Origin of the sequence: Diplocloster agilis, assembly GCF_019042275.1 — a bacterium.
Taxonomy (GTDB): Bacteria; Bacillota; Clostridia; order Lachnospirales; family Lachnospiraceae; genus Diplocloster; species Diplocloster agilis.
This window is the reverse complement of the sequence record NZ_JAHQCW010000003.1, coordinates 102,955-126,959: the sequence shown is the minus strand read 5'-3', so window position 1 is coordinate 126,959 and position 24,005 is coordinate 102,955. Positions and strand designations below refer to the sequence as shown.

Genomic DNA, 24,005 nt, shown 5'->3' with positions numbered 1-24,005 from the left:
CTCCATTACTCTTTATAGATAGCGCCGAAGCGGCATTTTTCCATACATGCTCCACATTTTACGCACTTGCTCTGATCGATTGCGTGAGGTTCTTTGACCACGCCGATGATCGCGTTGTTCGGACATGTTCTGGCACAAAGTGTACAACCCTTACATTTATCCGCATCGATCTTGTAGGACAACAGAGCCTTACAGACGCCAGCCGGACATTTCTTATCCACAACGTGGGCGATATATTCATCTCTGAAATAGCGAAGCGTGGATAACACCGGGTTGGGAGCCGTCTGTCCCAGACCGCAAAGGGCGTTCTCTTTGATGTAGTAACAGAGTTCTTCCATCTTGTCCAGATCTTCTAAGGTACCCTGGCCCTTGGTAATCTTATCCAGCATCTCGTAGAGACGTTTGGTTCCGATCCGGCAGGGGGTACATTTTCCGCAGGACTCATCCACCGTGAACTCCAGGAAGAATTTGGCGATATCAACCATACAGTTGTCTTCATCCATAACGATCAGACCGCCGGAACCCATCATGGAGCCGATGCTGATCAGGTTATCGTAATCGATCGGAATATCGAAGTGTTCCGCTGGGATACAGCCGCCGGAAGGTCCGCCGGTCTGTGCCGCTTTAAACTTCTTGCCTCCGGGGATTCCTCCGCCGATCTCTTCCACTACTTCACGCAGCGTGGTTCCCATAGGGATCTCCACCAGGCCCGTGTTGTTGATCTTTCCGCCCAGAGCGAATACTTTCGTTCCTTTGGACTTCTCGGTTCCCATGGAAGCGAACCATTCCGGTCCGTGCAGGATGATCTGAGGGATATTGGCATAAGTCTCTACATTGTTCAGAATCGTCGGTTTTGCAAACAGACCCTTAAGCGCCGGGAAAGGAGGCCTGCATCTGGGTTCGCCGCGGTTTCCTTCGATGGAAACCATCAAAGCGGTCTCTTCTCCGCATACGAAAGCGCCTGCGCCAAGACGGAGATCGATATCAAAGCAGAAATCCGTTCCGAAGATATTCTTGCCCAGCAGACCATATTCTCTGGCCTGGTTGATGGCGATGTTCAGACGTTCTACGGCGATGGGATATTCCGCACGCACATATATGTAACCCTGGGTCGCTCCGATGGTATAACCGGCGATCGCCATGGCTTCCAGTACTACATGAGGGTCGCCTTCCAGAACCGAACGGTCCATGAAAGCGCCGGGATCGCCTTCATCGGCGTTACAGCAGACATATTTCTGATCGGCATCGTTAGCCTTAGCCAGCGCCCATTTTCTTCCGGTAGGGAAACCTGCGCCGCCGCGGCCTCTCAATCCGCTGTCCAGCAGAACATTTATCACATCATCGGGCGTCATCTCTGTCAGCACCTTGCCCAGAGCTTCGTATCCGCCGGTTCCGATGTATTCGTCGATATTCTCAGGATTGATGACACCACAGTTTCTCAATGCGATTCTGTGCTGTTTCTTATAGAAATCCGTATCATTTAATGCGGTTACTCCGTGATCCGTAACCGTCTCATCATACAGAAGTCTGGTGACCACTCTTCCTTTTAACAGATGTTCCTCTACGATTTCGGGAATATCCTCTGCTTTTACCATTGCATAAAATGCTGCTTCCGGGTATACGATCATGATCGGTCCCAAAGCACACAGGCCGTGGCATCCGGTCTTGACTACGGCCACTTCATTCTCCAGGCCTTTATTCTTAATCTCTTCCTCTAGTGTCGTGATGATTTTTTCACTTCCGGAGGAAGTGCATCCGGTTCCACCACAAACCAATACGTGTGAACGATACATAGTCACTGGCCCTCCTATTTAATATTTTCAGCGTTCAAAGTATATTTCTGTACAACCTGACCACGGATCAGATGTTTTTCCACTACTTCCAGAGCTTTCTCCGGATTCATCTTCACATAAGTCACTTTATCCTTACCGGGTTCCATCACTTCCACGATGGGCTCATACTGACACAGGCCGATACAGCCGGTCTGGGTTACCGCTATATTATCCAGATGTCTTTCCTGAACCGCGTCGGAAAGGGTGGTTAATACCGGTCTCGCACCGCTGGCGATACCGCAGGTTGCCATACCTACCACTACTCTGGTCTGGCTTGAGTCCTCTGAGCGAAGACCGACCTGTCCCTGCATTCTCTCACGGATTGCTTTCAATTCTTCCAAAGACTTCATATCGAGATCCCTCCATCTGTCTCTTTTTTGTTTTCCGTTAAATATTCCTTAATATATGCGGATACCTCCGGTTCATCAAAGGGGACATCCCCCAGAACCTCCCGAAATTCTCTGGTATCCAGCGTAAAGCTTCTGCCATCCACTTCATATGTATATCGAAAATCGACATCCTTGTGAAATATAATAAGTGTGTGAATCGTACTGGTCATGTCCCCCAGGGGCATCCTGTCAATATGGGACAATCCAAATACCGCTGTTACACATGTTCCGGCCCCAGGCTTCGATTCTATAGAAAAATCTCCGCCGGCAGCCAATGCCGCCATCTTAAAAAACGGGACTCCAAGTCCTACCTTACGGGTCGTCCGGGTTGTAAAAAACGGGTCTTCCACATGGGATAACTGCTCCTCTGTCATTCCGCAGCCATCATCCTTGATCTGAATGACCAGGGTATCTGCCTTCGTATCCACCGCTACGGATATCTCCACCAAGGAAGCTTTCGCCCTGGTAGAATTCTCAGCCACATCCAGCACATTCAGTGAAATTTCAGGCATCATAGGCTATTCGTATTTCGCCAGAATATCGTCGATGTCATCCACTGTTAATCTTCCGTAAACTTCACCGTTGATCATCATAACAGGTGCCAGACCACAGGCGCCCACACACCGGCATGCATCCAGTGAAAAACGGCCGTCCGGAGTACATTCTCCGCCGACAATACCTAACTTCTCCATCAATTTATTGTAAATATCACCGGAGCCCTTTACATAACAGGCTGTTCCAAGACAGACAGAAATCTGATATTTACCTTTGGGACTGAGGGAAAATTGAGAATAGAAAGTCGCAACACCATAAATCTTTTCCAGGGGAAGCCCGGTTTCATTCGAAATGATGGTCTGAACTTCGATCGGCAGATAGCCATAGATATCCTGCGCTTTTTGCAGAATCGGCATCAAAGAACCTTTTTCGTCTTTGTGCTCGGCAATGACTTTTAACAGGTCCGCTTCCTGCTCTTTCGTTCCCTGAAACGGAACGGTTTGCTTTTTGGCACTCATCTAAAAACCTCCTTGTAATTAAACCTATAAGTATGACTATTTTATCACAAGTCCGTTAAAAAATCTACAAATAATTCCATTTTTCACACGAAAATAAGTAATGGCAGATTAGGAATTTTTGTGAAATTTACCTATATTTATGTTGGCTTGGGGTGAAATGCGAGGCCGGGGCATTGGGCCGGAGCATTGGGCCGGAGCGGGAAGTGGAACGGGCGGTCTCCGGAGAGGGCGCATACGTAGCGGGCGCCCTCTCCGGAGACCGCCCGTTCCACTTCCCGCTCCTACACTGGTGAGGCCTTAGTTTTGCGGGGGTAGGGTATTGTATCTCTTTCTTCCTATTATTATGGAATTTATGTAGCATGGAAATTTTTCATATACGAAAAACTGGATAGCGTGCCTGGATTACATTAATGTTTGCTTCATCAATGTATTCTTTATGCTTTAACATAACCTACTATCTTTATTTCTTTAAAATTTGTGGACAATTCTTACGCCACTTTGTGAATCTTCATTTTTTCAGGACATGGTAATGTTAATAGATTTCCGCCATATCCTTATAATATGTTTGGAAAGTATTCTTTGGATTTATGAGAATGATTTTACACTCGCAATATCTGTACTCAAAGTAACCTCTGTAAATAGGAGTTGATAGCGATAATTTTTGTGTATACATTATCTAATATGAGTATAATTGATGCAGATATCATTCCCTTTTATCAGTCACTCATAATGATTAACTGACCAATGACTATTTCCTTTCCCTGAATATAAAAACCGGTCCCATAGGACCGGTCTTTATTCAATAATAATAGGAATACTTTATCGACTCGATATTGCCAGTTATTCAAATAATCATTTATACAGATAGCCAACGACAGCGTAACACCACTGATTGATAGCCCCAATTGATGCGTTGGATAGCAATAAGGTGGTAGGTTTTGCTGATGTACCACCAAGTAAGTGTCCTGAAACCGCCGCAGCGTTGGAGGCACCATGTACACTAATCAAAAAGGCGCATAAGTCGCCGGTATTGTACTCCAATGCTATCGTTGTTTGCCCACCGGTATTGATGTTAGCTTGATACAGTTTTGTTCGAAGTTTAAGAATATCTTCTGCATTCGCCTTCTTCGCTAAATTATTATTAACATTATTGATAGCTTGTTCCACAGTAGTTTCTTTATTTGACATATAAATCAAGTTCGCCTCATTCGGGCCCTGAGGTCCAACTGGCCCCTGATCACCTTTGTCTCCTTTTAAGCCCTGCGGTCCCATCGGACCAGCTTCTCCTGGATCTCCCTTATCGCCTTTTAGTCCCTGTGGCCCTATCGCGCCGGTGTCACCTTTCGGTCCCTGCACCCCTGGATCTCCCTTATCGCCTTTTAGTCCCTGTGGCCCTGTCGCGCCGGTGTCACCTTTCGGTCCCTGCACTCCTGGATCTCCTTTCGGGCCAACATCTCCCTTCGGGCCCATAGCGCCGGTAGGTCCCTGCGGTCCTTCCGGTCCGGTCAATCCTCTCGGCCCCGTTGCGCCCTGTGGTCCTTCCGGCCCTGTCAGTCCTCTGGGACCCTGCGCACCAGTTTCGCCCTGAGGACCCTGTGCTCCTGTGTCGCCTTTAAGCCCCTGCGAGCCAACAGCCCCAGTATCGCCCTTATCCCCTTTCAAGCCTTGCGGACCGGCCGGTCCTGTCTCGCCGGGATCTCCTTTTAATCCCTGAGGTCCTCTAGGTCCAGCAGGTCCCTGCTCGCCGGGATCACCTTTCTCTCCCTTTAAGCCCTGCTCACCAGTGTCACCCTTCGGTCCTGCCGGCCCGGCAATACCTGGCTCTCCAGCCGGTCCTGTAGCTCCCTGTTCTCCGGGATCGCCTTTCTCTCCTTTCAAGCCGTTCATCCAGTCAACCATACTCCCCTGGAAACCATAATCCACCGCAATTTCATAGGCCGATTTACCTTTCGCGTATACGGTAGTTTTCTCATCTCCGATATACCAGAATCCGTCTTCACCGATACGTGGTGTGACGCCATTCTCGCCTTTAGAGGGTTTTCCAGTATCAATACCGTTGATGTACCAGTTTCCGTTTTCCCCAATTTCGGGAAGAAACAGTGTATAAGTGCTTTGATCAGACATTTATGTATCCTCCTTATGAATAATATTAGAACATTTGTTCTGTTTTAATTATAGAGCATTTGTTCGATTATTTATAGTCCCATGTTTTGTATATCCATCAAAAAGACACATTTAGTGTCAACCAAAGCATCAAAAATCCTTTATCACCTTATATACACACATCCAAGATTTATTTCCAAAAATAATTTTCTTAAATTAAAACCAGTAAAACAATTATCCAGCCAACCGGAACCACTCTCCAAAGCTCACATGTCCAAATCCCCCCAAACTCATTCCCACGTCACCAAAATAGTCATTCTATAATCTGCATACTCCGCAATGCTTTCCCCACAATCTCCTTAAAGGATTAACCGCCTGCACCCTTTCACCAAAGCAGGGAAGCCCTCCGGGGGCCGGGATGGGATGTTCCTGTCTTGGGTGGCGGGGCGGGCGCCTGTCCTTTGGCGGGCATAGGGCGGCTGTGCTGCTGCTTAGTGAAATCCGGACCGCAGATTCAGGATGCACGGCGGACTTCACGTCCGACGGGCAAGGGCCACTGAACCGGGAACGCCTCATGCGTTCCTGGTGAATTGGCCCGGTTCCTGAATCTGCGGCCCGGATTTCACTTAGCAGCAGCCAGCAAACAGCCCGTCGCCCGTCAAAGGACAGGCGCCCGCCCCGCCACCCAAGACAGGAGCATCCCATCCCGGGTCCCGGAGGGCTTCCCGGCCCTTCCAAAAAGTCCCCAGGAACTCCCTCCCCCACTACATTTTGGTTGAATGTCACCCCGATAAATGTTAAACTGTGGATATATTATACAGTTAGCAAAGGGGGTTTTTAATTGAAAATAAAAGATATCCAAGGCTTGCTGGAAGCTAAGCTGGTGGTAGACGGCGGAAATATGGATCTGGATATCCATTATGCCTGCGGCGCGGATATGATGAGCGATGTGCTGGCTTATCTGCATGAACATTCTATCCTGCTGACCGGCCTGTGTAACCCGCAGGTGGTGCGCACCGCGGAAATGATGGATATTGAGTGCATCGTGTTCGTCCGTGGAAAACAGCCGGATGAAAACATGAAGTCCATGGCAATGGAACGCAATCTCACATTGATGGTATCCGAATACCGCATGTTTACTGCCTGCGGCAAACTGTATGAACAGGGGATGCGCGGAGGTGATGTGCGTGGACGATAAGATTATACTGCACTATGAAGTCTCCGGGGATGATTTTACCAGAGCCGGGGAAGCCAGCAGCGATGTGAAAAATAAATTAAAACAGATGGATGTCAGTCCCGAGGCGATTCGAAAGGTGGCTATCGCCATGTATGAGGGCGAGATCAATATGGTGATTCACGCAAACGGCGGTGATATTACCGTGGAGATCTCTCCGGAAGAAATCTTGATGGTGCTTAAGGATACCGGCCCCGGTATTCCGGATGTAGGTCTGGCTATGCAGGAAGGTTACTCAACCGCTAAGGAGGAGATCCGATCACTGGGGTTTGGCGCCGGCATGGGACTCCCTAATATGAAAAAATATTCCGACACAATGAAGATCGATACCATCGTGGGTGTCGGTACTACAATCACGATGACGGTTGCTATGTGACCGGAAAAGAAGGTGTATTCATGGATAAATTTTATCATTCCGTGCGTCTGCAGCAGGATTTGTGCAAAGGGTGTATCAACTGCATTAAACGTTGTCCCACCTCGGCTATCCGTGTGAGTAACGGCAAAGCCCGCATAACCAGCAAGTTCTGCATCGACTGCGGAGAATGCATCCGCATCTGCCCTCACCATGCGAAGGTGGCTACTTATGACCACCTGGATGCTCTGAAACAATATAAATATACGGTAATCCTGCCGGCTCCCTCTTTGTATGCCCAGTTTAACAATCTGGACGATACGAATATCGTGCTGAGTGCGCTCTTGATGCTGGGGTTTGACGATGTCTATGAGGTCAGCGGCGCCGCAGAGCTGGTATCCGAGGAATCCCGTAACTATATCAGAGAACATATGGATAACTGGCCTTATATCAGTACGGCCTGTCCCTCGGTCGTACGTCTGATCCGGGTCCGGTTTCCGAATCTGTTGAGCCATCTGCTGCCGGTGAAGCCCCCCGTGGAGGTAGCCGCGCAGCTGGCCCGGAAAAAAGCCGTGAAGCTGACCGGTTATAAGCCGGAGGAGATCGGTGTATTTTTCCTGTCCCCCTGCCCATCGAAGGTGACGTATTCCAAGACGCCGCTTGGCGTTGAGAAAAGCGAGATCGACCACGTGCTGGCGATTAAGGAGATTTATCCCCTGATGCTGCCCCTGATGAAAGAGGCGCAGCGCAGTCCCAAACAGCTGTCGATCTCCGGCAAGATCGGGATCGGCTGGGGAGGCAGCGGGGGAGAAGCCAGCGGTCTGATCAGCGATAATTATCTGGCGGCCGACGGAATCGAGAACGTGATCCAGGTGCTGGAGGATCTGGAGGATGAAAAGCTTCCTAACCTGCAGTTTATCGAACTGGACGCCTGTGCCGGCGGCTGTGTCGGCGGGGTCCTCACGGTTGAGAATCCTTATGTGGCGGCGGTTAAATTAAAAAAGCTCCGCAAATATATGCCGGTTTCCTGTAATCATCTGGGAGATGAGCCGGCGGAAAACCTGTATCTCACTCAGGATATCAACTATGAGCCTGTGTTCCGTCTGGGAAACGATCTAAAGAGCAGTATTCTGAAAATGAATCAGGTGGAGCGGCTCTGCCAGAAATTCCCGGGTTTAGACTGCGGTTCCTGCGGAGCTCCTACTTGTAAGGCTCTGGCTGAGGATATCGTCCGGGGCGAGGCGAAAGAAAATGATTGTATCTATCTGTTCCGGCAGGATATCCACGAGCTCTCTGATGAGATTGCCGCGATTACGAATTCTCTCTTAAACGGCGATGGGGATGGAAAAGCCGGCATTCATATGCTCCAGGATTATATTCACGATTTTTCCAGCCGTATGGCCAGGCTGGACCCTCTGACACAAAAGGAGAATGAAGATGACAGTACAAGACCTGATTAATACAAACCGCTTTACCGTCATAAACGCCGGGGATGATACGGGGCGTGAAATAACCAAACCTTTCTGCTGTGATCTGCTCAGCGTCGCCATGAGCAGGGCGCCCGAAGGCTGTGCCTGGGTAACTGTGATGGGGAACATGAATACCCTGGCCGTAGCGACACTCTCCGACTCCGCCTGCATTATCCTGGCGGAAGGTATGTTGTTGGATGAGGCGGCCGCTGCCAAAGCGCAGGCACAGGGCATCACGGTTCTCAGCACGCAGGAACCGGTATTTGAAACCGCTCTTACAATCTACCGGTTGATCCAGGATGAATCTGTATCATGATGAATCTGTATTATGATTTACATATCCATTCCTGCCTGTCCCCATGCGGCGACGATGACATGACCCCCGCCAACATTGCAGGAATGGCGATGCTCAAGGGGCTGGATGTGATAGCGGTTACCGACCACAACAGCTGCCAAAACTGTCCGGCCGTGTGTAAGCTTGCCGCGGAGTATGGGATTCTTGCACTGCCGGGTATGGAACTGACCACGATGGAAGAAGTTCACGCGGTCTGCCTGTTTCCCGCCCTTTCGGACGCACTGGCATTCGACCGCTATGTCAGCGACCGGCTTCCGCCGGTTCCAAACCGGGAGGATATCTTCGGAAAGCAGCAGATCTATAGTGAACAGGATGAAATCACCGGTACCTTACCATATCTTCTGATCAACGCGACCTCTATCTCCTTTGAAGGTCTGTGGGAACTGGTTGACCGTTATCACGGCGTCATGTTTCCCGCCCATATAGACAAGACGGCATTCAGCCTCATCTCCAATCTTGGTTTTATCCCGGAGGACAGCCGGTTTACCTGTGCGGAAGTCAAGGATATGAAAAAGCTCCATGATCTCCAAAAATCAAATCCTTACCTGGATCAGTGCCGGATCCTCAGCAATTCGGATGCGCACCAGCTGGAGTTGATCCACGAGCCCTATTACACTCTTTCCGCTGAAGCCAAGACTGCGGAAGCCGTCATAGCGGCTCTCAAAACCAAACCGGATTTTTTGCAAAATCATGTCGAATCCATGTTATAATCTACCATAAATATATGTCAAAACTCTATGTTTTATTGTGCAAAACGAATAAAATAATTGACAGATTTTTCATTCTGTGATACTCTTTATTTGTGTTGCAGAGAGCAACGAAACACTAACATTTTTTAATTTTTTGGAGGTATCATCATGAGTAAAGGTACAGTAAAATGGTTTAACAACCAAAAAGGTTACGGATTCATTTCGGATTCTGAAGGCAATGATGTATTTGTACATTACACAGGCCTCAACATGGACGGCTTCAAATCCCTGGAAGAGGGACAGGAAGTTGAATATGAGATCGTAAATGGAGATAAAGGTCCCCAGGCTGTAAACGTAACCAGACTCTAATCAAATCGTTTTCCATGTGCCTTATTCTTTATTAAATAGAATAGTGCGACTCTATTAGGAAGAAAGCAAGGTAGAATACGAGATTACAAATGAGAGCCATCCTAAGGTGGCTCTTTTTTGTTTCCTAAAAAGTACACTAATGGATAAATAAACAGTCAATATACAAAGAGAGCTATCATCTCCGTGTTGCTGAAATGGTAAGCCCTCTTTGTATTTTGACTGTTTGTTCACAACCCTTTTTTATGGGCCTATCGAGAATGTAATATAACGTGTTTCCATATCTTCTGTCTTTTCACTCATTCCTGATTCAGCAGTTCTCCCAGAATCCGGTTCACGATCCCGGGATCCCCTTTTCCTTTTAACTCTTTCATCGTCTGGCCCACCAGATAACCCATGGCTTTCTTCTTACCGCCGCGGTAGTCCTCCACGGATTTGGGATTTTCACGGACCACGGCTTCTATTACCTTCTTAAGCGTGTCCTCATCCGTAACCGCTCCCAGGCCCTTCTCCCGGACATACACATCCGGGTCCACATCCCGGTCAAAAATCTGTTCAAATACTTCCTTGGCAACCGTACCGTTGATGGTTCTTTCATCCACCAGTTGAATAAGCTGCGCCAGATGCCCAGGCGTAAAATGGATATCCTCCGGATCCATTCCCTTTTCCTTTAGCAGACGCATCGTCTCCCCCATCAGCCAGTTGGATACCTTCTTAGGCTGACGGCACAGCGCGGTGGTCTCCTCAAAGAGATCGGCCATATGCTTGGATGACGTGATGATGTCGATATCATATTCCGGTATGTCGTATTCCTTTTTATAACGCTCCTGTTTCTGAGTCCTGAACTCCGGCTGGGCGTCTCTGATGGCCCGCAGCCATTCATCACTGATCTGTACCGGCACCAGATCCGGTTCCGGAAAATAGCGGTAGTCCTGAGCATCTTCCTTGGATCTCATGGCATAGGAATACTCCTTGTTGTCATCCCAGCGTCTGGTCTCCTGCACTACGGCCTTTCCCTCTTCTATCCGTTCAATCTGACGCTTCGTCTCCGCCTCAATGGCCCTGGTTATGGCTTTAAAGGAGTTTAAGTTTTTCATTTCCGTCCGGGTTCCGTACTCGTTTGCGTTCACTTCCCGGACAGAGAGGTTCACATCCGCTCTCATAGAGCCCTCCTGGAGTTTACAGTCGGAAGCGCCCAGATATTGTATCAGGAGCCGCAGCTTTTCCAGGTAAGCGATAACTTCCTCCGCGCTTCTCATGTCCGGCTCCGAGACAATCTCGATGAGCGGTACGCCGCTTCGGTTATAATCCACCAGGGAACAGTCCTCCCACTCATCGTGTATGAGCTTACCGGCATCCTCTTCCATATGGATCTCATGAATTCCGATCTTTTTTTTCTTTTTATCCGGCCCGGTTTCGATCTCCACATAGCCATCGTGGCATATCGGAAGATACAGCTGTGAGATCTGATAGTTCTGCGGATTATCCGGGTAGAAGTAGTTCTTCCGGTCAAACTTACAATACTGATTGATCTGACAGTTGGCGGCCAGGCCTACGGCAACCGCATATTCCACTACCTGCCTGTTGAGTACCGGCAGCGAGCCCGGCATACCCGTGCACACCGGACAGGTATGGGTATTGGGCGCACCGCCGAACTGTGTGCTGCAGGAACAGAAGATTTTGGTCTTCGTCGCCAGCTCCACGTGGACTTCCAGTCCGATTACGGTTTCATACTGTTTTGCCATCTTACTTCTCCTCCTCTCGCTGCCGCGCCCCGGACACATCGGAGCATTCCCATGTATATGCCGCCCGGATCAGATCCTTCTCCCGGAACAAATTCCCGATCAGCTGGAAACCGATGGGCAGCCCTTTTGAATCCACGCCGCAGGGAACACTGATCCCCGGCAGGCCTGCCAGGTTCACTGCCACCGTGTAAATATCTCCCAGATACATCTTAATCGGATCCTGCAGCGATTCTCCGATCCTGGGCGCCGTGGTAGGCGCTGCAGGACCCAGAATCAAATCATATTTTTCAAAAGCCGCGTCAAAGGCTTTTTTAATCAACGCTTTGGTACGCAGCGCTTTCAGATAATACGCGTCATAATAGCCGGAGCTTAGCACAAAGGACCCCAGCATAATCCGCCGTTTTACTTCTGCGCCGAATCCCTCTGAACGGGTTTTTTTATACATGTTATGCAGACCATCGTATTCCGGCGTCCGGTAGCCATATTTTACCCCGTCAAAACGGGCCAGGTTGGAGCTGGCTTCCGCACAGGCGATCACATAGTACGCCGGAACGGCGTATTCCACCAGGCTTAAGTCAAACTCTTCCACGACTGCCCCTTTGGACGCCAATTCTTTTGCGACCGCCAGCACCGCATCTTTTACTTCCGTCTGCAGCCCTTCCGCCAAATAATCCCGGGGGATTCCGATCCTCATCCCCTTCACATCCTCATACAGCGCCGAGGTAAAATCACAGTCGTCCCTCTTAACAGAGGTGCTGTCCTTGGGGTCATAAGATGCGATCGTTTCCAGCACCGCTGCACAGTCCGATACGTTCCGCGCGACCGGGCCGATCTGATCCAGAGACGAGCCATAGGCCACCAGACCGTAACGGGAGACCGTACCGTAGGTGGGTTTTATCCCTACAACGCCGCAAAAAGAGCTGGGCTGTCTTATCGATCCGCCGGTATCGGAACCCAGGGCATAAAAGCATTCCTTGGCCGCCACGGCCGCGCAGGACCCGCCGGAGGACCCGCCCGGTACGTGTTCCGGGTTGCTGGGATTCCGGGTAATCCCGTAAAAGGATGTCTCCGTAGTGCTGCCCATAGCGAATTCGTCCATATTGGTTTTCCCGAGAATTATTGCCCCGGCCGCTTCCAGATTGAGAACCGCCTCCGCCGAATAGGGCGGGATAAAATTTTCAAGAATCTTAGAAGCGCAGGTTGTTTTAAGCCCCTTGGTGCACAGATTATCCTTGAGGGCCGCCGGAACACCGGCCAGCGGCCCGGTAAACGTCCCCTCGTCGATCTGCTTTTGTACCAGGGCGGATCTCTTTTTTGCCCCCTCCTCGTCGATCGTCAGATAACAGTGATACTGAGGTTCCTTTTTCCGTATCTGTTCCAGGGAAGCCTGCACCGCCTCTGCGACGGATATTTCCCGCTGTTTTATTTTTCTGCCCAATTCCAGGGCGCTAAGCTCATAGATTTCCATCGTGTCCCCTCCCTTACTCTACCGTCTTCGGTACTTTGAAACTGCCGTCTTTTTGCGCCGGGGCATTGGCCAGAATGTCCCCTCTGTGATCCGTATTGGCAGGGATATCGTCCCGGAATACATTGTGTATGGGAAATACATGGGACATGGGCTCTACGTCCCCGGTGTCCAATTCGCCCAGCAGATCGATGTAATCCAGCATCTCCTCCATGTCTTTTTTGGCCTGTTCCCGTTCCCCGGGAGATAATTCCAGCTTTGCCAAAATTCCCACATAATCAATGGTTTCGTCCGTAATTTTATTTGCCATTGTCTTTCTCCATCCTTTCTACGGTTCCAGTCTGCCCAGGTCCCTGGGAAACAGGGTGGTCTCCCGGACGTTGGACTCTTCCAACAGTTTCATGGTGAGCCGTTCCAGCCCGATCCCTAATCCCCCGTGCGGAGGCATTCCATATTGAAAAATCATCAGGTAATGTTCCATCCCCTCTGTGTTCATTCCCCGGCTTTTCATCTTATCCAGAAGCATTTGGTAATCATGGATTCTCTGGCCGCCGGTGGTGATCTCCATTCCCCGGAACAAAAGATCAAAGCTCAGGGTGAATTTGGGATCTGCCGGATCATCCATCGCATAGAACGGGCGTTTCTTAGAAGGGTAATGTGTCACAAACACGAAGTCGGCATCACACTCTTCTTTAAAATAGCGGCTGATCAGCACTTCCTCCTCCGGTTCTAGGTCATATGGGTTTCTGATTTTCCTGTTATATTTCTCAGCCGCCTTCTGCTTCGCCTCGTCAAAACGTACGGTGGGAATCCGTTCCGTCTCCGGCAGGGTAATTCCCAGTATCTGAAGCTCTTTTGCGTATTCCCGTTTCAGCAGTGTCATGGTATACTGTAAAAAACCTGTCTCCATGGCCATCACCTCTTCGAATCCATCGATATAGCCCATCTCAAAATCAAGACTGGTATACTCATTGAGATGGCGGGGCGTGTTATGCTTTTCCGCCCGAAATACCGGTCCCGTCTCAAACACCCGGTCAAAGACGCCTACCATGGTCTGCTTATAAAACTGAGGGCTCTGGGCCAGCTCCGCCTTTTTGCCGAAATATTCAAGCTTGAAGATGTTGGAGCCACCTTCCGCCCCTTTGGCGGTAATCTTTGGGGTGTGCACCTCGGTAAATCCTTCCCCGTACAGGAAGTCCCGGAAGCCCCGGACAATTCCCTCCTGGATTTTAAACTTTGCCCTCTCCCGGATGTTCCGAAGGGAAACCGAGCGCATGGACAGCATCGTCTCCAGGGACACGTTCATTTTCCATTTGTTAATCGGAAGCGGCATAGGGCAAAAAGGCTCCGATAAGATACGGATACCCGTCAGCCGGATCTCGAATCCATTGGGCGCCCGGTCTTCTGCCTCTACCGTTCCTTCTGCCTCCACCGCCGCCCCTTCCCTGATCTCCTGCAGGGAAAACGGCGTTACGCCTTCCTCATAAACACATTGTACCAGTCCTTCGCTTTTGCGCAAGATAAGAAACGAAATTTCACCCATATCACGGATCGTATGCACGGTGCCATGAATCCGGATCTTCCTTCCGGTATAGTCATTGGCTATCAGCTCCTTAATTTCCAGTGTGTTCTTTTGTTTTACACCTGTCATAAATTCCATCCTGTTTTCCTCCTTCTTTTGAGTACGGCCTGTTCCCGGCCGCCTGCTAGTATGATATGGAATAAAAAAAGTCCCGGAACATGCTTTCACATATTCCGGGACGGGATATTATTTCCCGCGGTACCACCCGCATTGAATTCATAAATCTTTCAAAAACGCTTATGAATTCCTCTTTCACGTGTATAACGTTCACGACCCGTACCGGCCTACTGCTGTTTCAACCGGTCTGCTCCAGAGTGTTCCCTTAGTCCCGTTCCATATGGATGCGCTCTCAGTCGGTGACGCGTCCTTCCTGTTAAGTCCCATGGACCAGAGTCTCTTTCTTCGCATTTATACATTTTAATCTATTAAAATCAGAATACAGAATGCTATAGTATTACATACTTTGAATCCTTTTAATCGCGGCCAGCGTATTTTCATAGCTTCCAAAAGCTGTCAGCCGAAAATACCCTTCTCCGCTGGGTCCAAACCCGGAGCCCGGGGTTCCCACTACATTGGCATGCTCCAACAGATAATCAAAAAACTCCCAGGAACTCATGCCATCCGGTGTCTTCAGCCAGATGTACGGGGCATTCACGCCGCCGGAGACCGAATATCCGGCTTCCTTCAAGCCCTGATAGATGGCTTTGGCATTTTTCATATAGTAAGCCACCTGCTCTTGTACCTGTCTGCGGCCCTGAGGCGTGTAGACAGCCGCTCCGGCCTTCTGAATAATATACGGTGCGCCGTTATATTTCGTTCCGTGCCGTCTGGCCCAAAGTCCATGCAAGGAAACATCCCCGCATTTCAGTTCTTTTGGGATAACGGTAAACCCAAGCCTGGTACCCGTAAACCCGGCATTTTTAGAAAAACTCCGCAGTTCAATGGCACAGCCTCTGGCTCCGTCACACTCGTAGATCGAATGAGGCACATCCTCCTCTGAAATATACGCCTCGTATGCCGCGTCATAGATGATCACCGCGCCGACCCGGTTCGCGTAATCTACCCATTCCTGAAGACGGTCTTTAGAAATCGCAGCCCCGGTCGGATTATTCGGGAAACATAGATAAATGATATCCGGAGTCTCACGGGGCAGTTCCGGCGCGAAACCATTCTCAGACGTGCACGGCATATAGATCACATCGCTCCAGATCTCCGACTTGGGATCATAAGTTCCGGTTCTTCCCGCCATCACATTTGTATCCACATATACCGGATACACCGGATCACAGACCGCGATCTTATTATCCAGACTGAAGATTTCCTGGATATTCCCGGAATCACATTTCGCCCCGTCTGAGATAAACACCTCGTCCGCCGTGATCTCACAGCCTCTGGCTTTATAGTCCCCTTCCACGATTGCATTTCTCAAAAACTCATATCCCAGATCCGGCGCGTATCCGTGAAATGTCTCCTCGTGAGCCATTTCGTCCACGGCCTCATGCAGCGCATCGATGATCGCCGGAGCTAACGGCTGCGTAACATCGCCGATTCCCAGACGAATGACCGGCTTATCCGGATGAGCAGCCGTAAAAGCATTTACTTTTTTCGCAATATTCGAAAACAGATAGCTTCCCGGCAGCTTCAGATAATTTTCATTAATCCTGAACATAATATCATTCCTCCAGTTTTGTCACATCAATCTCTCCATGAAATACGGTAGACGCAGGTCCGGTCATAAACACCGTATCCCGCTTCCTGTCCCATTCAATCTCAAGGCACCCTCCGAGCAGCTCTACCGTCACACGATCCTTCGTAAAGCCGTTCAGCACCGAAGCAACCACTGCCGCGCAGGCGCCCGTTCCGCAGGCGAAGGTCTCGCCGGAGCCCCGCTCCCAGACTCTCATCCGGATCCGGTTCTCATCCAGCACCTGGATAAACTCCGTATTCACTCTATTGGGGAAACAGGGATTCCCTTCAAACTGAGGCCCTAGCTCCTCCAGGTTGAGATCCATCACATTCTCCACAAACACCACCGCATGCGGATTTCCCATGGAAACACATGTCATCCGGTATACGGCATTCCCCGCGTGGATCGGCTCGTCAATCACCTGTTCCTTCTGGCTGATCACCGGCACATCCGCCGCCCGTAAAACCGGAGCCCCCATATCCACCCGGACACTTTGCACCTGCCCCTGTTCCACAAACAGCTTCAGTTCCTTTATTCCGGCAAGGGTCTCCACCTGAAGCTCTGTCTTCTCAGTCAGCCCCTGGTCATATACAAACTTCCCGACGCAGCGGATCCCATTTCCGCACATTTCGCCTCTGGAACCATCCGCGTTATACATTTCCATGGTAAAATCAGCTGTATCCGACGGCTTAATCAAAATCAGCCCATCCGATCCGACTCCAAAATGCCGGTCGCTGATCCGTCTGGCTATCTTCGAAGGGTTTTCAAGGTTCTCCTTCGTACAATCCACATAAACATAATCATTTCCCAATCCATGCATCTTAACAAATAACACGGCCGTTCCTCCTATACTGTATAATAGAGTTTCAATTGCGCACATTCAATATCATACATAATCCTACGGATGATGCGCTTCCTAATTGAATAAAAATATGCCCCCAGTATAACAAAAATTCCCAGCCGTTGCAATGATTTCCTGTCCCTCTAATAAATACTCATAACCATCCCCGCCGTCTCCACCAGATTCGTCCCGCTGTCCATGCTGCACTTTTGCAGATACCGGTGTGCTTCCTCTTCCGTCATGTTATTGCGTTCCATCAGCAGGGCTTTCGCCTGCCGGATCATTTCTTTCTCGGATTCTGTACGCTCTTTGGGCTTCTGGCGGAACTTCCTTCTCCGCCTGGCGATCGTATTGACCATCATTTCAACCGTGCTGATCAGGTCATGCACCTTGACCGGCATAGCCACGCATACAATATCGTTATTCACACACTCGCTCCACAAATGCTGGGAAGCCACAAGAAGCATCTCAAAATGAGGCGGCAGAAAATCATGCAGATCCGTGTACATCATATCCGCAGCCCGATAACCACAGATGACAATACCGTCATTTAGAGCCTCCGCATACTGGATCGCCTGTGAACCGGCTGTGCATACGGCAGCCACTTCAAATCCGTGCCGAACCAACAGATTGCGGATGTTTTTCGCGTCTTCGGGCTTTGGAAATACAACAATGATACTGGTCAATTTTTCCACCTCCGCTCCCTAGATTTTGACAGTTTTCCACGCCTTTGCCTATCGTTAACCAAAGGTTGTCAATCTATGAAGAGAAGGTCAGATTTTATACAGGTATTCCGCGATCTCCCAGGAAGTAACCTGCGTCCGGTATGCGGTCCATTCCGCCTTCTTCGCCTCCAGGTAACGCCTGCACATATGGTCTCCCAAAACATTCTGAATATACGGGTCCTCTTCCAGAGCCTGGACCGCCTCGATCAGCGTTCCCGGAAGCATACCGATCCCCATCTCCTGCCGTTCCTGTTCTGAAAGCCCGAAGATATTTCTGTCAATACTCTTGGGCGGCATTATCTGATTGCGGATGCCATCCAGCCCGGCAGCCAGGCACACGGCCAACGCCAGATATGGGTTGGCGGATGCGTCGGGACATCTTAATTCCACTCTGGTTTTTTCTCCTTTATTGGAAGGTATCCGGATCAGAGGACTGCGGTTCACAGCCGACCAGGCGATGTAGACCGGAGCGTCAAACCCGGGTACCAGCCGTTTGTAGGAATTTACGATCGGATTCGTGATGGCGGTTATTGCGCGGATGTGTTTCATGATGCCCCCGATAAAATAGTAGGCTTCTTTGCTGAGTCCTGCCGGATCGGAAGGATCATTAAATATGTTTTTGCCATCCTTGCTAAGAGACATATTCGTGTGCATTCCGGAACCGTGTACGCCATACTTCGGCTTCGGCATAAAAGTGGCATGCAGGCCGTGGCGCTTTGCAATGGTTCGTACCGCCAGCTTGAAGGTCATAATATGATCCGCGGTTATCAGCGCCTCATCATATTTAAAATCAATCTCGTGCTGCCCGGAAGCTACTTCATGGTGGGAAGACTCGATCTCAAAGCCCATTTCCTCTAAAGTCAGCACCATGTCCCGCCTGGCATTCTCTCCTAAATCCACCGGGCTGATGTCAAAATAGCCGGCTTTTTCATGGGTGGTAGTAGTCGGCTGTCCGCTGTCATCCGTGTGAAACAGGAAAAATTCACACTCCGGGCCAACCTCAAAGGTATATCCCATATCCTGCGCTTCCCGGATCATTTTTTTGAGAATATATCTGGGATCTCCCTCGAAAGGCTCTCCGTTCGCCCGGTGAACGTCGCAGATCAGACGTGCGACCTTTCCCTGCTGGGGACGCCATGGGAAAATCTGAAGCGTATCATAATCCGGATACAGATACAGATCGGATTCTTCGATTCCTACGAAACCGTCGATTAAGGAACCGTCGAACATACAGCGGTTATCCAGCGCTTTGTTGAGCTGGCTGGAGGTGATCGCCACATTCTTAAACATGCCGTGCATATCTGTGAACTGAAGCCGGATAAATTCCACATCCTCTTCTTCCACAAGTTTCATAATGTCTTTTTTCGAATATTTACTCATATTCTGCTCTCCTTCTCCGCTGTTTTCCCTCAGCATCTTATTTTTCCCTCAGAGTTCTGTATGATACCAAAATGGGGCTTTGCATGTTTCTATGAATAAAAAAGGCGTACCCAAATTATGAGCACGCCTTTGTCCTGTCAAAAATAATAACAAACACTTTTCCATTTGTCAATCACGGATCTGTTTAAAATTTTCATTTCAGCAATGTACCATAATTTTCCCGAAATCAGACTCCATAATCATGATATTTTCCCAGGAATTCCCTGGTACGCGCATTTTCGGACTGGAATATTTCCTCGGGAGTCCCCTGCTGCGCGATCACCCCATTATCCATGAAGATGATACGATCGGAGATATCCCTGGCAAACGCCATCTCATGCGTAACGATAACCATGGTAATATCCAGATCTGCCAGCGAACGGATCACCTTCAACACCTCACCGGTCAGCTCGGGATCCAAAGCTGAGGTAGGTTCATCAAAAAACAGGATCTTCGGATTCAGCGCCAGGGCCCTGGCAATAGCCACCCTCTGACACTGGCCTCCCGAGAGCTGGCAAGGGTAGGCATCCTCCTTATCCGAGAGTCCCATTTTTTTCAATAGTTCTCTGGCCTCCTTATATACCTCATCCTTAGGCCGCTTCTGCACGTGTATCGGCGCGTCCGTAATATTTTTCATCACGGAAAAATGAGGAAACAGGTTAAAGTTCTGAAATACCAGGCCATAGTAATTCTGAATCTTTTTCAGCTGCGCACTTTTCGCATATACGGCATTTCCGGTTTCATCCGTCCACACCGCCTGCTCGCCCATATAGCTCATCGTCCCGCTGTCCATCCGCTCCAGCATCGTCGCGCACCGCAGCAGCGTGGATTTTCCGGACCCGGAAGGGCCTATGATCGACAGTACTTCTCCTTCTTTGACAGATAGGGAGATGTCCTGAATTACTTCCAACTCATCAAACGTCTTTCTTAGATTCTTGATCTCCAACAGATTCATTCCGGCGCCTCCCTATCGGTAATAGTTAAATTTCTTTTCCATAAATTCCATCACACTGGCCACCAGCAAATTGAATACATAATAGAACACGCCGGCCGCCACATATGGAATCATGCTGACCTGGGAAGAAGCCAGCGCCTTCGCCTGGGTAAACATCTCCGTAACGGCTATCGCAAAAGCCAGAGACGTATCCTTAACCAACGTAATCACTTCATTGGTTATGGAGGGCAGAATCCGTTTGATTACCTGCGGCAGAATGATCTTGAAAAAGGTCTGGGGCCTGCTGTATCCCAGAAGCTTCGCCGCCTCGTACTGCCCATCGGGCATAGACTCAATGCCTCCGCGGTAGATCTCCGCAAAATACGCGGCGTAATTCAATCCGAACGCGATAAATGCGGCATACAGCCGGTAACTGCTGGTTACCTGTAAGCCCAGAATATAGTATGGTCCGAAGTACACCACCATCAACTGCAGCATCAGAGGAGTTCCCCGCATAATGGATATGTAGATTTTAAATATGGTCCGAATGATCGGATTCTTGGCCATGCGTCCGAACGCAACCAACAAGCCAAGCGGCAGCGAAACGATCAGCGTCACGCAGAATATCTCCAGCGTTGTCAGCATACCGCTGCCCAGTTTTGATAACAATAATGCCCAATTCACGTTTTATCCTCCTGTCTGCAGGACGGAATTGAAAAATGCGGGCGAGTCAACGCCCGCCCGACTGTAGTTCCGAACCTGTATATCTTTATCTTTTCTGAGTTACTTTCCGATTGTGGTTATATCGGATCCGAACCATTTGGTAGAGATCTGAGCTGTAGTTCCGTCTGCCGCCATCTCTTCCAGTGTGGCCTGTACCTTATCCCTTAATTCCGTATTGTCCTTCTTAAACGCAATCCCGTATTCCTCGGTAGCCAGCACGTCATCCAACACGACGAAATTATTCTCTCTGTTCGCGATCTGATAATCAGCCACTACGCTGTCCATGGCGATGGCATCCACCGCTCCGGATTCCAGATCCATAAATGCGGTATTATAATCGGGAACTGCCTGCAGCTGTCCAAAGCTTCCGCTTAATTCCGGATCATCGTTAAGCGCTGCCTCTGCGGAAGAATCTGCCTGTACATCCACGACTTTTCCGGCCAGTCCCTCTTTGGAATCAATTCCGGAATCTTTTCTCACAACAAACACCTGTTTATTATTCAAATATGGATCCGTCCATGCGTAGTTCGCTTCCCGGCCGTTCATGGTGAAACCATTCCAGATACAGGTAATCGTGCCGGCATCCAGCTCCATGTCTTTGGAATCCCAGGCAATCGGCTGAGGCACATATTCCATGCCAAGTCTCTTCGCCACTTCCTGCGCCATCTCTAGATCAAAACCGGTAAACTCGCCGTCATCTCCCACGAATCCCATGGGCGGGAAATCCTGATCAAAACCTACGATAAAAGAACCGCCAACTGCGTCCGAAGCCGGCGCCGCCGTCTCCTTATCCGCCGCAGGTGTGGCAGATGCCTCTACTTCTTCGCTGTTTGCCGGTGTCTCAGCGGGGGCCGCAGCCGGAGCTTCTTCTTTATCTCCACAGCCTGCTGCAAACACACTGACTGTCAATGTCAATGCCAATAAAACTGCTAACTTTCTCATAACTAGTCCTCCTGTTTTCCTTTGGTAATACTCTACCCTATTAAAGCATTTCCATATTATCACGCAGAAGGCGGGGTTGTCAATATCTTTCCGATTACGACTTCCTTACGGCTGAATTACGACTGAACGATATCCGTATATGACTCCTGAAGTACCGCCTAAGAACCACTCGCTTCCCATTTGGGGAAACCCATATTTAGGGCGGAATTGTAGACCGGATGCAGAATATCTTCCAGATTTTTATAAAAGGTTTCCTGGCCGATAGACGGATCATAAAGCTTTATCAGGGCGTCCTGGCTGTTGATATGTTCTTTTTTGCAATGCTCGAACAGCGCGTGAACCGTCCTGTTTCGCCACATGATCTGATATGCCTGGTATTCGATTCTGCACAGCCGTCCAAAATAGGTATTCCAGTCTGGCAGCCGGTTACTCTTGCTGCTGTTGACGTTTTTGGTGGTGGGCGTCAGATTGTAGAGCTCGTCATGAGCGACATAGGACCAGGGAATAAAATGGTCAATCGACACTTCCTCACCTGTCAATGTCTTCCCCGTATAGATATCGCAGACCGGCTCCACCGTCACGATAGCCTTCCAGTATTTTTTCACTTTTTCCAGATGGCGCTTCGCGGGCGGACTTATTTTATTAGGTATCCCCGGCACGCTCGGGTTTCTTTTCTGAAGATACTCAATCATATGGAATTGGAGCCATCCCAGCAGTACGGACTGGTTGGCCAGGATATAATCCAGCCACTCTTCATTAATCCGGATACTTCTTTTTAGCCCCTGCACTTGATCATAATAATAGAGCAGATGCTTTTCCTGATTCATCCGTTCAATTACCGTGGCCTGGCTCTTCCAAAAGGAAGCCTTCGCCCCTGTAAGGAAAGGAGCCTGCAGGCGGAACGGCACATGCAGTGCCAGGGTCCGTTTCATCTGTATTACTTCCGGTTCCTGATTGTCTTGGAGGTACTTCAGGATATTTTCTTTCTTTTCCGTTGTCTTTAAGCCGCTATTTTCATATATCTGAAACACCAGCTTTTCCAGCGTATCCGAAGGTCCAAAGTTCAGGCGGTATTCTGACACCATATACCAGGCATCTGCAATCATATAATCAATAATCTCAGAAAAAGTTATACGATTCTTCCCCTGTATCACGTGCTCAACAACCGCCTGAAACCAAAACAGTTTATAGCTTTCACTCATATTGTCAAATAGTCTGGAAAAGGAGTGGATGGGAAGTTCGGATGAATAGGGTAATTCCATATTTTTATCTCCGGTTTCATTAAAATTGCGATGCTATATGACGAAATATCTGATGACATCAGCTTTTCATACGGCCTCATCTATTCAGTAATAACATATTTCGCCCGTTTTCGCAATGTGTTTACCTTTGCTTTGGTTTTGCTTTGCGTTTACTTTTGGCTTTGCGTTTACTTTTGGCTTTGCGTTTACCTTTGCTTTGTAAAAAGTAATAGGATCAACAAGGTACTGGCTGTGATCGAGGGAATAAATGGCCGCGGGGCAGAAAGGCGAAAATGCCTGATATCGATATAACGGATATTTAGGAACAGAAACAATAATGTGCTGATCACATGATTCACCGTCCATCTTAAGAATAATGGAGATCCGGATTTTTGAATAGTAAGGAAAAGGGCTGCGCACAGATAAACTTTTGTATCGCCTGACGAAAAGACTTTTCCTCTTTGAAGAAGGCGTAAGACGGCATAATAAATGATTAATCCGGTCAGCTGGCCAATTACCATTGTTGTTGAGTTTCTATCATACGCCAGATATTTGAATAGCCAAAGAGATACGCCGATCAACAGGTAGAAGTAGGAGAAGACAGGATACACCAAACCGGTATAATAATCGGTAAAACTCATAATAGACAGGTAGAGAAGCAATACGGAAAATATCACTGTCTCAATTGGTGAATATAAACCGGATAACAAAATAATAGTGACTCCAAAATACAGAACGAGGATCGATAAACGAGGATCAGCCGGGAGGTACAGTTCCGGATCTTTTTGCCTTATATAACGCAATATTAACAGAAAAGATACCGTTAATAAGGCCGTGAGCAATACTACTTCTATTTCGATAAATTTAATATTTATAAAATATATCAGCCTATTTATAGC

Annotated in this window: 23 protein-coding genes; 6 read left to right on the top strand and 17 right to left on the bottom strand. The window is 49.0% G+C overall.

Annotated elements, in window-relative coordinates:
* Positions 1-5: 5 nt before the first annotated feature.
* The 5 genes from KTH89_RS03045 to KTH89_RS24845 form a co-directional block, all read right to left on the bottom strand.
* Positions 6-1,793, bottom strand: a complete 1,788-nt coding sequence (locus tag KTH89_RS03045; protein ID WP_158342937.1) for an NADH-quinone oxidoreductase subunit NuoF — start codon at positions 1,791-1,793, stop codon at positions 6-8.
* Positions 1,794-1,807: 14 nt separating this feature from the next.
* Complete coding sequence (locus tag KTH89_RS03040) at positions 1,808-2,182, bottom strand: (2Fe-2S) ferredoxin domain-containing protein (protein WP_158342936.1); 375 nt, start codon at positions 2,180-2,182, stop codon at positions 1,808-1,810.
* Positions 2,179-2,736 (bottom strand): ATP-binding protein, encoded by a 558-nt coding sequence (locus KTH89_RS03035; protein ID WP_238720572.1) that lies wholly within the window; start codon positions 2,734-2,736, stop codon positions 2,179-2,181. Before KTH89_RS03035 ends, KTH89_RS03040 begins: the two co-directional genes overlap by 4 nt.
* Positions 2,737-2,739: 3 nt before the next feature.
* Complete coding sequence (locus KTH89_RS03030) at positions 2,740-3,234, bottom strand: NADH-quinone oxidoreductase subunit NuoE family protein (RefSeq protein WP_158342934.1); 495 nt, start codon at positions 3,232-3,234, stop codon at positions 2,740-2,742.
* 852 nt (positions 3,235-4,086) lie between these two features.
* On the bottom strand, positions 4,087-5,358 hold the full coding sequence (locus KTH89_RS24845) for a collagen-like domain-containing protein (protein WP_275061740.1): 1,272 nt from the start codon (positions 5,356-5,358) through the stop codon (positions 4,087-4,089).
* A gap of 820 nt (positions 5,359-6,178) precedes the next feature.
* On the opposite strand from KTH89_RS24845, the gene KTH89_RS03020 reads away from it, so the two are divergent.
* The 6 genes from KTH89_RS03020 to KTH89_RS02995 all read left to right on the top strand — a co-directional run bounded on the left by KTH89_RS03020 (position 6,179) and on the right by KTH89_RS02995 (position 9,805).
* On the top strand, positions 6,179-6,535 hold the full coding sequence (locus KTH89_RS03020; protein ID WP_158342933.1) for a DRTGG domain-containing protein: 357 nt from the start codon (positions 6,179-6,181) through the stop codon (positions 6,533-6,535).
* Positions 6,525-6,947, top strand: a complete 423-nt coding sequence (locus KTH89_RS03015; protein WP_158342932.1) for an ATP-binding protein — start codon at positions 6,525-6,527, stop codon at positions 6,945-6,947. The genes KTH89_RS03020 and KTH89_RS03015 overlap by 11 nt, the downstream gene beginning before the upstream one ends.
* A 20-nt stretch (positions 6,948-6,967) precedes the next feature.
* Complete coding sequence (locus tag KTH89_RS03010) at positions 6,968-8,383, top strand: [Fe-Fe] hydrogenase large subunit C-terminal domain-containing protein (RefSeq protein WP_158342931.1); 1,416 nt, start codon at positions 6,968-6,970, stop codon at positions 8,381-8,383.
* Positions 8,361-8,708: a DRTGG domain-containing protein gene (locus KTH89_RS03005; protein WP_158342930.1), complete on the top strand. Its 348-nt coding sequence runs from the start codon at positions 8,361-8,363 to the stop codon at positions 8,706-8,708. Before KTH89_RS03010 ends, KTH89_RS03005 begins: the two co-directional genes overlap by 23 nt.
* On the top strand, positions 8,705-9,457 hold the full coding sequence (locus tag KTH89_RS03000; RefSeq protein WP_238720571.1) for a PHP domain-containing protein: 753 nt from the start codon (positions 8,705-8,707) through the stop codon (positions 9,455-9,457). Before KTH89_RS03005 ends, KTH89_RS03000 begins: the two co-directional genes overlap by 4 nt.
* 147 nt (positions 9,458-9,604) lie before the next feature.
* A complete protein-coding gene (locus KTH89_RS02995; RefSeq protein ID WP_158342928.1) occupies positions 9,605-9,805 on the top strand; it encodes a cold-shock protein in 201 nt (66 codons plus the stop codon).
* Positions 9,806-10,101: 296 nt separating this feature from the next.
* Here KTH89_RS02995 and gatB read toward each other — a convergent pair whose 3' ends face one another.
* From gatB to KTH89_RS02935, 12 genes are all read right to left on the bottom strand, one after another.
* Positions 10,102-11,547 (bottom strand): Asp-tRNA(Asn)/Glu-tRNA(Gln) amidotransferase subunit GatB, encoded by a 1,446-nt coding sequence (gene gatB / locus KTH89_RS02990; protein ID WP_238720570.1) that lies wholly within the window; start codon positions 11,545-11,547, stop codon positions 10,102-10,104.
* Position 11,548: 1 nt separating this feature from the next.
* The gene (gene gatA, locus KTH89_RS02985; protein WP_238720569.1) at positions 11,549-13,015 is read right to left on the bottom strand and encodes an Asp-tRNA(Asn)/Glu-tRNA(Gln) amidotransferase subunit GatA; all 1,467 of its coding nucleotides are present in this window, start codon (positions 13,013-13,015) and stop codon (positions 11,549-11,551) included.
* A 13-nt stretch (positions 13,016-13,028) separates the two neighbouring features.
* Complete coding sequence (gene gatC, locus KTH89_RS02980) at positions 13,029-13,322, bottom strand: Asp-tRNA(Asn)/Glu-tRNA(Gln) amidotransferase subunit GatC (RefSeq protein ID WP_158342925.1); 294 nt, start codon at positions 13,320-13,322, stop codon at positions 13,029-13,031.
* An 18-nt stretch (positions 13,323-13,340) separates the two neighbouring features.
* The gene (aspS, locus tag KTH89_RS02975) at positions 13,341-14,672 is read right to left on the bottom strand and encodes an aspartate--tRNA(Asn) ligase (RefSeq protein ID WP_238720568.1); all 1,332 of its coding nucleotides are present in this window, start codon (positions 14,670-14,672) and stop codon (positions 13,341-13,343) included.
* Positions 14,673-15,048: 376 nt separating this feature from the next.
* Positions 15,049-16,263, bottom strand: a complete 1,215-nt coding sequence (locus KTH89_RS02970) for an LL-diaminopimelate aminotransferase (protein ID WP_238720567.1) — start codon at positions 16,261-16,263, stop codon at positions 15,049-15,051.
* A gap of 4 nt (positions 16,264-16,267) precedes the next feature.
* Positions 16,268-17,116: a diaminopimelate epimerase gene (gene dapF / locus KTH89_RS02965; RefSeq protein ID WP_238720566.1), complete on the bottom strand. Its 849-nt coding sequence runs from the start codon at positions 17,114-17,116 to the stop codon at positions 16,268-16,270.
* A gap of 149 nt (positions 17,117-17,265) precedes the next feature.
* A complete protein-coding gene (locus tag KTH89_RS02960) occupies positions 17,266-17,808 on the bottom strand; it encodes an ANTAR domain-containing response regulator (protein WP_158342921.1) in 543 nt (180 codons plus the stop codon).
* An 87-nt stretch (positions 17,809-17,895) separates the two neighbouring features.
* Positions 17,896-19,227, bottom strand: coding sequence for a type I glutamate--ammonia ligase (gene glnA, locus KTH89_RS02955; protein ID WP_238720565.1), 1,332 nt, complete (start codon positions 19,225-19,227; stop codon positions 17,896-17,898).
* Positions 19,228-19,453: 226 nt separating this feature from the next.
* Positions 19,454-20,221 carry an amino acid ABC transporter ATP-binding protein gene (locus KTH89_RS02950; protein WP_158342919.1) on the bottom strand — a complete coding sequence of 256 codons (768 nt, stop codon included), beginning with the start codon at positions 20,219-20,221 and terminating at the stop codon, positions 19,454-19,456.
* 12 nt (positions 20,222-20,233) lie between these two features.
* Entirely contained in the window at positions 20,234-20,884 is a 651-nt protein-coding gene (locus tag KTH89_RS02945) for an amino acid ABC transporter permease (RefSeq protein ID WP_158342918.1), read from the bottom strand.
* A gap of 99 nt (positions 20,885-20,983) precedes the next feature.
* On the bottom strand, positions 20,984-21,865 hold the full coding sequence (locus tag KTH89_RS02940) for an amino acid ABC transporter substrate-binding protein (RefSeq protein WP_158342917.1): 882 nt from the start codon (positions 21,863-21,865) through the stop codon (positions 20,984-20,986).
* A gap of 158 nt (positions 21,866-22,023) precedes the next feature.
* Positions 22,024-23,127, bottom strand: coding sequence for an HNH endonuclease domain-containing protein (locus KTH89_RS02935; RefSeq protein ID WP_238720564.1), 1,104 nt, complete (start codon positions 23,125-23,127; stop codon positions 22,024-22,026).
* Between the last annotated feature and the right edge of the window lie 878 nt (positions 23,128-24,005).

Coding starts and splice junctions, on each gene's coding strand:
- KTH89_RS03045 (WP_158342937.1), bottom strand. CDS start 1,793: ATGTATCGTTCACACGTATTGGTTTGTGGTGGAACCGGATGCACTTCC.
- KTH89_RS03040 (WP_158342936.1), bottom strand. CDS start 2,182: ATGAAGTCTTTGGAAGAATTGAAAGCAATCCGTGAGAGAATGCAGGGA.
- KTH89_RS03035 (WP_238720572.1), bottom strand. CDS start 2,736: ATGATGCCTGAAATTTCACTGAATGTGCTGGATGTGGCTGAGAATTCT.
- KTH89_RS03030 (WP_158342934.1), bottom strand. CDS start 3,234: ATGAGTGCCAAAAAGCAAACCGTTCCGTTTCAGGGAACGAAAGAGCAG.
- KTH89_RS24845 (WP_275061740.1), bottom strand. CDS start 5,358: ATGTCTGATCAAAGCACTTATACACTGTTTCTTCCCGAAATTGGGGAA.
- KTH89_RS03010 (WP_158342931.1), top strand. CDS start 6,968: ATGGATAAATTTTATCATTCCGTGCGTCTGCAGCAGGATTTGTGCAAA.
- KTH89_RS03005 (WP_158342930.1), top strand. CDS start 8,361: ATGACAGTACAAGACCTGATTAATACAAACCGCTTTACCGTCATAAAC.
- KTH89_RS03000 (WP_238720571.1), top strand. CDS start 8,705: ATGATGAATCTGTATTATGATTTACATATCCATTCCTGCCTGTCCCCA.
- KTH89_RS02995 (WP_158342928.1), top strand. CDS start 9,605: ATGAGTAAAGGTACAGTAAAATGGTTTAACAACCAAAAAGGTTACGGA.
- gatB (WP_238720570.1), bottom strand. CDS start 11,547: ATGGCAAAACAGTATGAAACCGTAATCGGACTGGAAGTCCACGTGGAG.
- gatA (WP_238720569.1), bottom strand. CDS start 13,015: ATGGAAATCTATGAGCTTAGCGCCCTGGAATTGGGCAGAAAAATAAAA.
- gatC (WP_158342925.1), bottom strand. CDS start 13,322: ATGGCAAATAAAATTACGGACGAAACCATTGATTATGTGGGAATTTTG.
- aspS (WP_238720568.1), bottom strand. CDS start 14,672: ATGGAATTTATGACAGGTGTAAAACAAAAGAACACACTGGAAATTAAG.
- KTH89_RS02970 (WP_238720567.1), bottom strand. CDS start 16,263: ATGTTCAGGATTAATGAAAATTATCTGAAGCTGCCGGGAAGCTATCTG.
- glnA (WP_238720565.1), bottom strand. CDS start 19,227: ATGAGTAAATATTCGAAAAAAGACATTATGAAACTTGTGGAAGAAGAG.
- KTH89_RS02950 (WP_158342919.1), bottom strand. CDS start 20,221: ATGAATCTGTTGGAGATCAAGAATCTAAGAAAGACGTTTGATGAGTTG.
- KTH89_RS02940 (WP_158342917.1), bottom strand. CDS start 21,865: ATGAGAAAGTTAGCAGTTTTATTGGCATTGACATTGACAGTCAGTGTG.
- KTH89_RS02935 (WP_238720564.1), bottom strand. CDS start 23,127: ATGGAATTACCCTATTCATCCGAACTTCCCATCCACTCCTTTTCCAGA.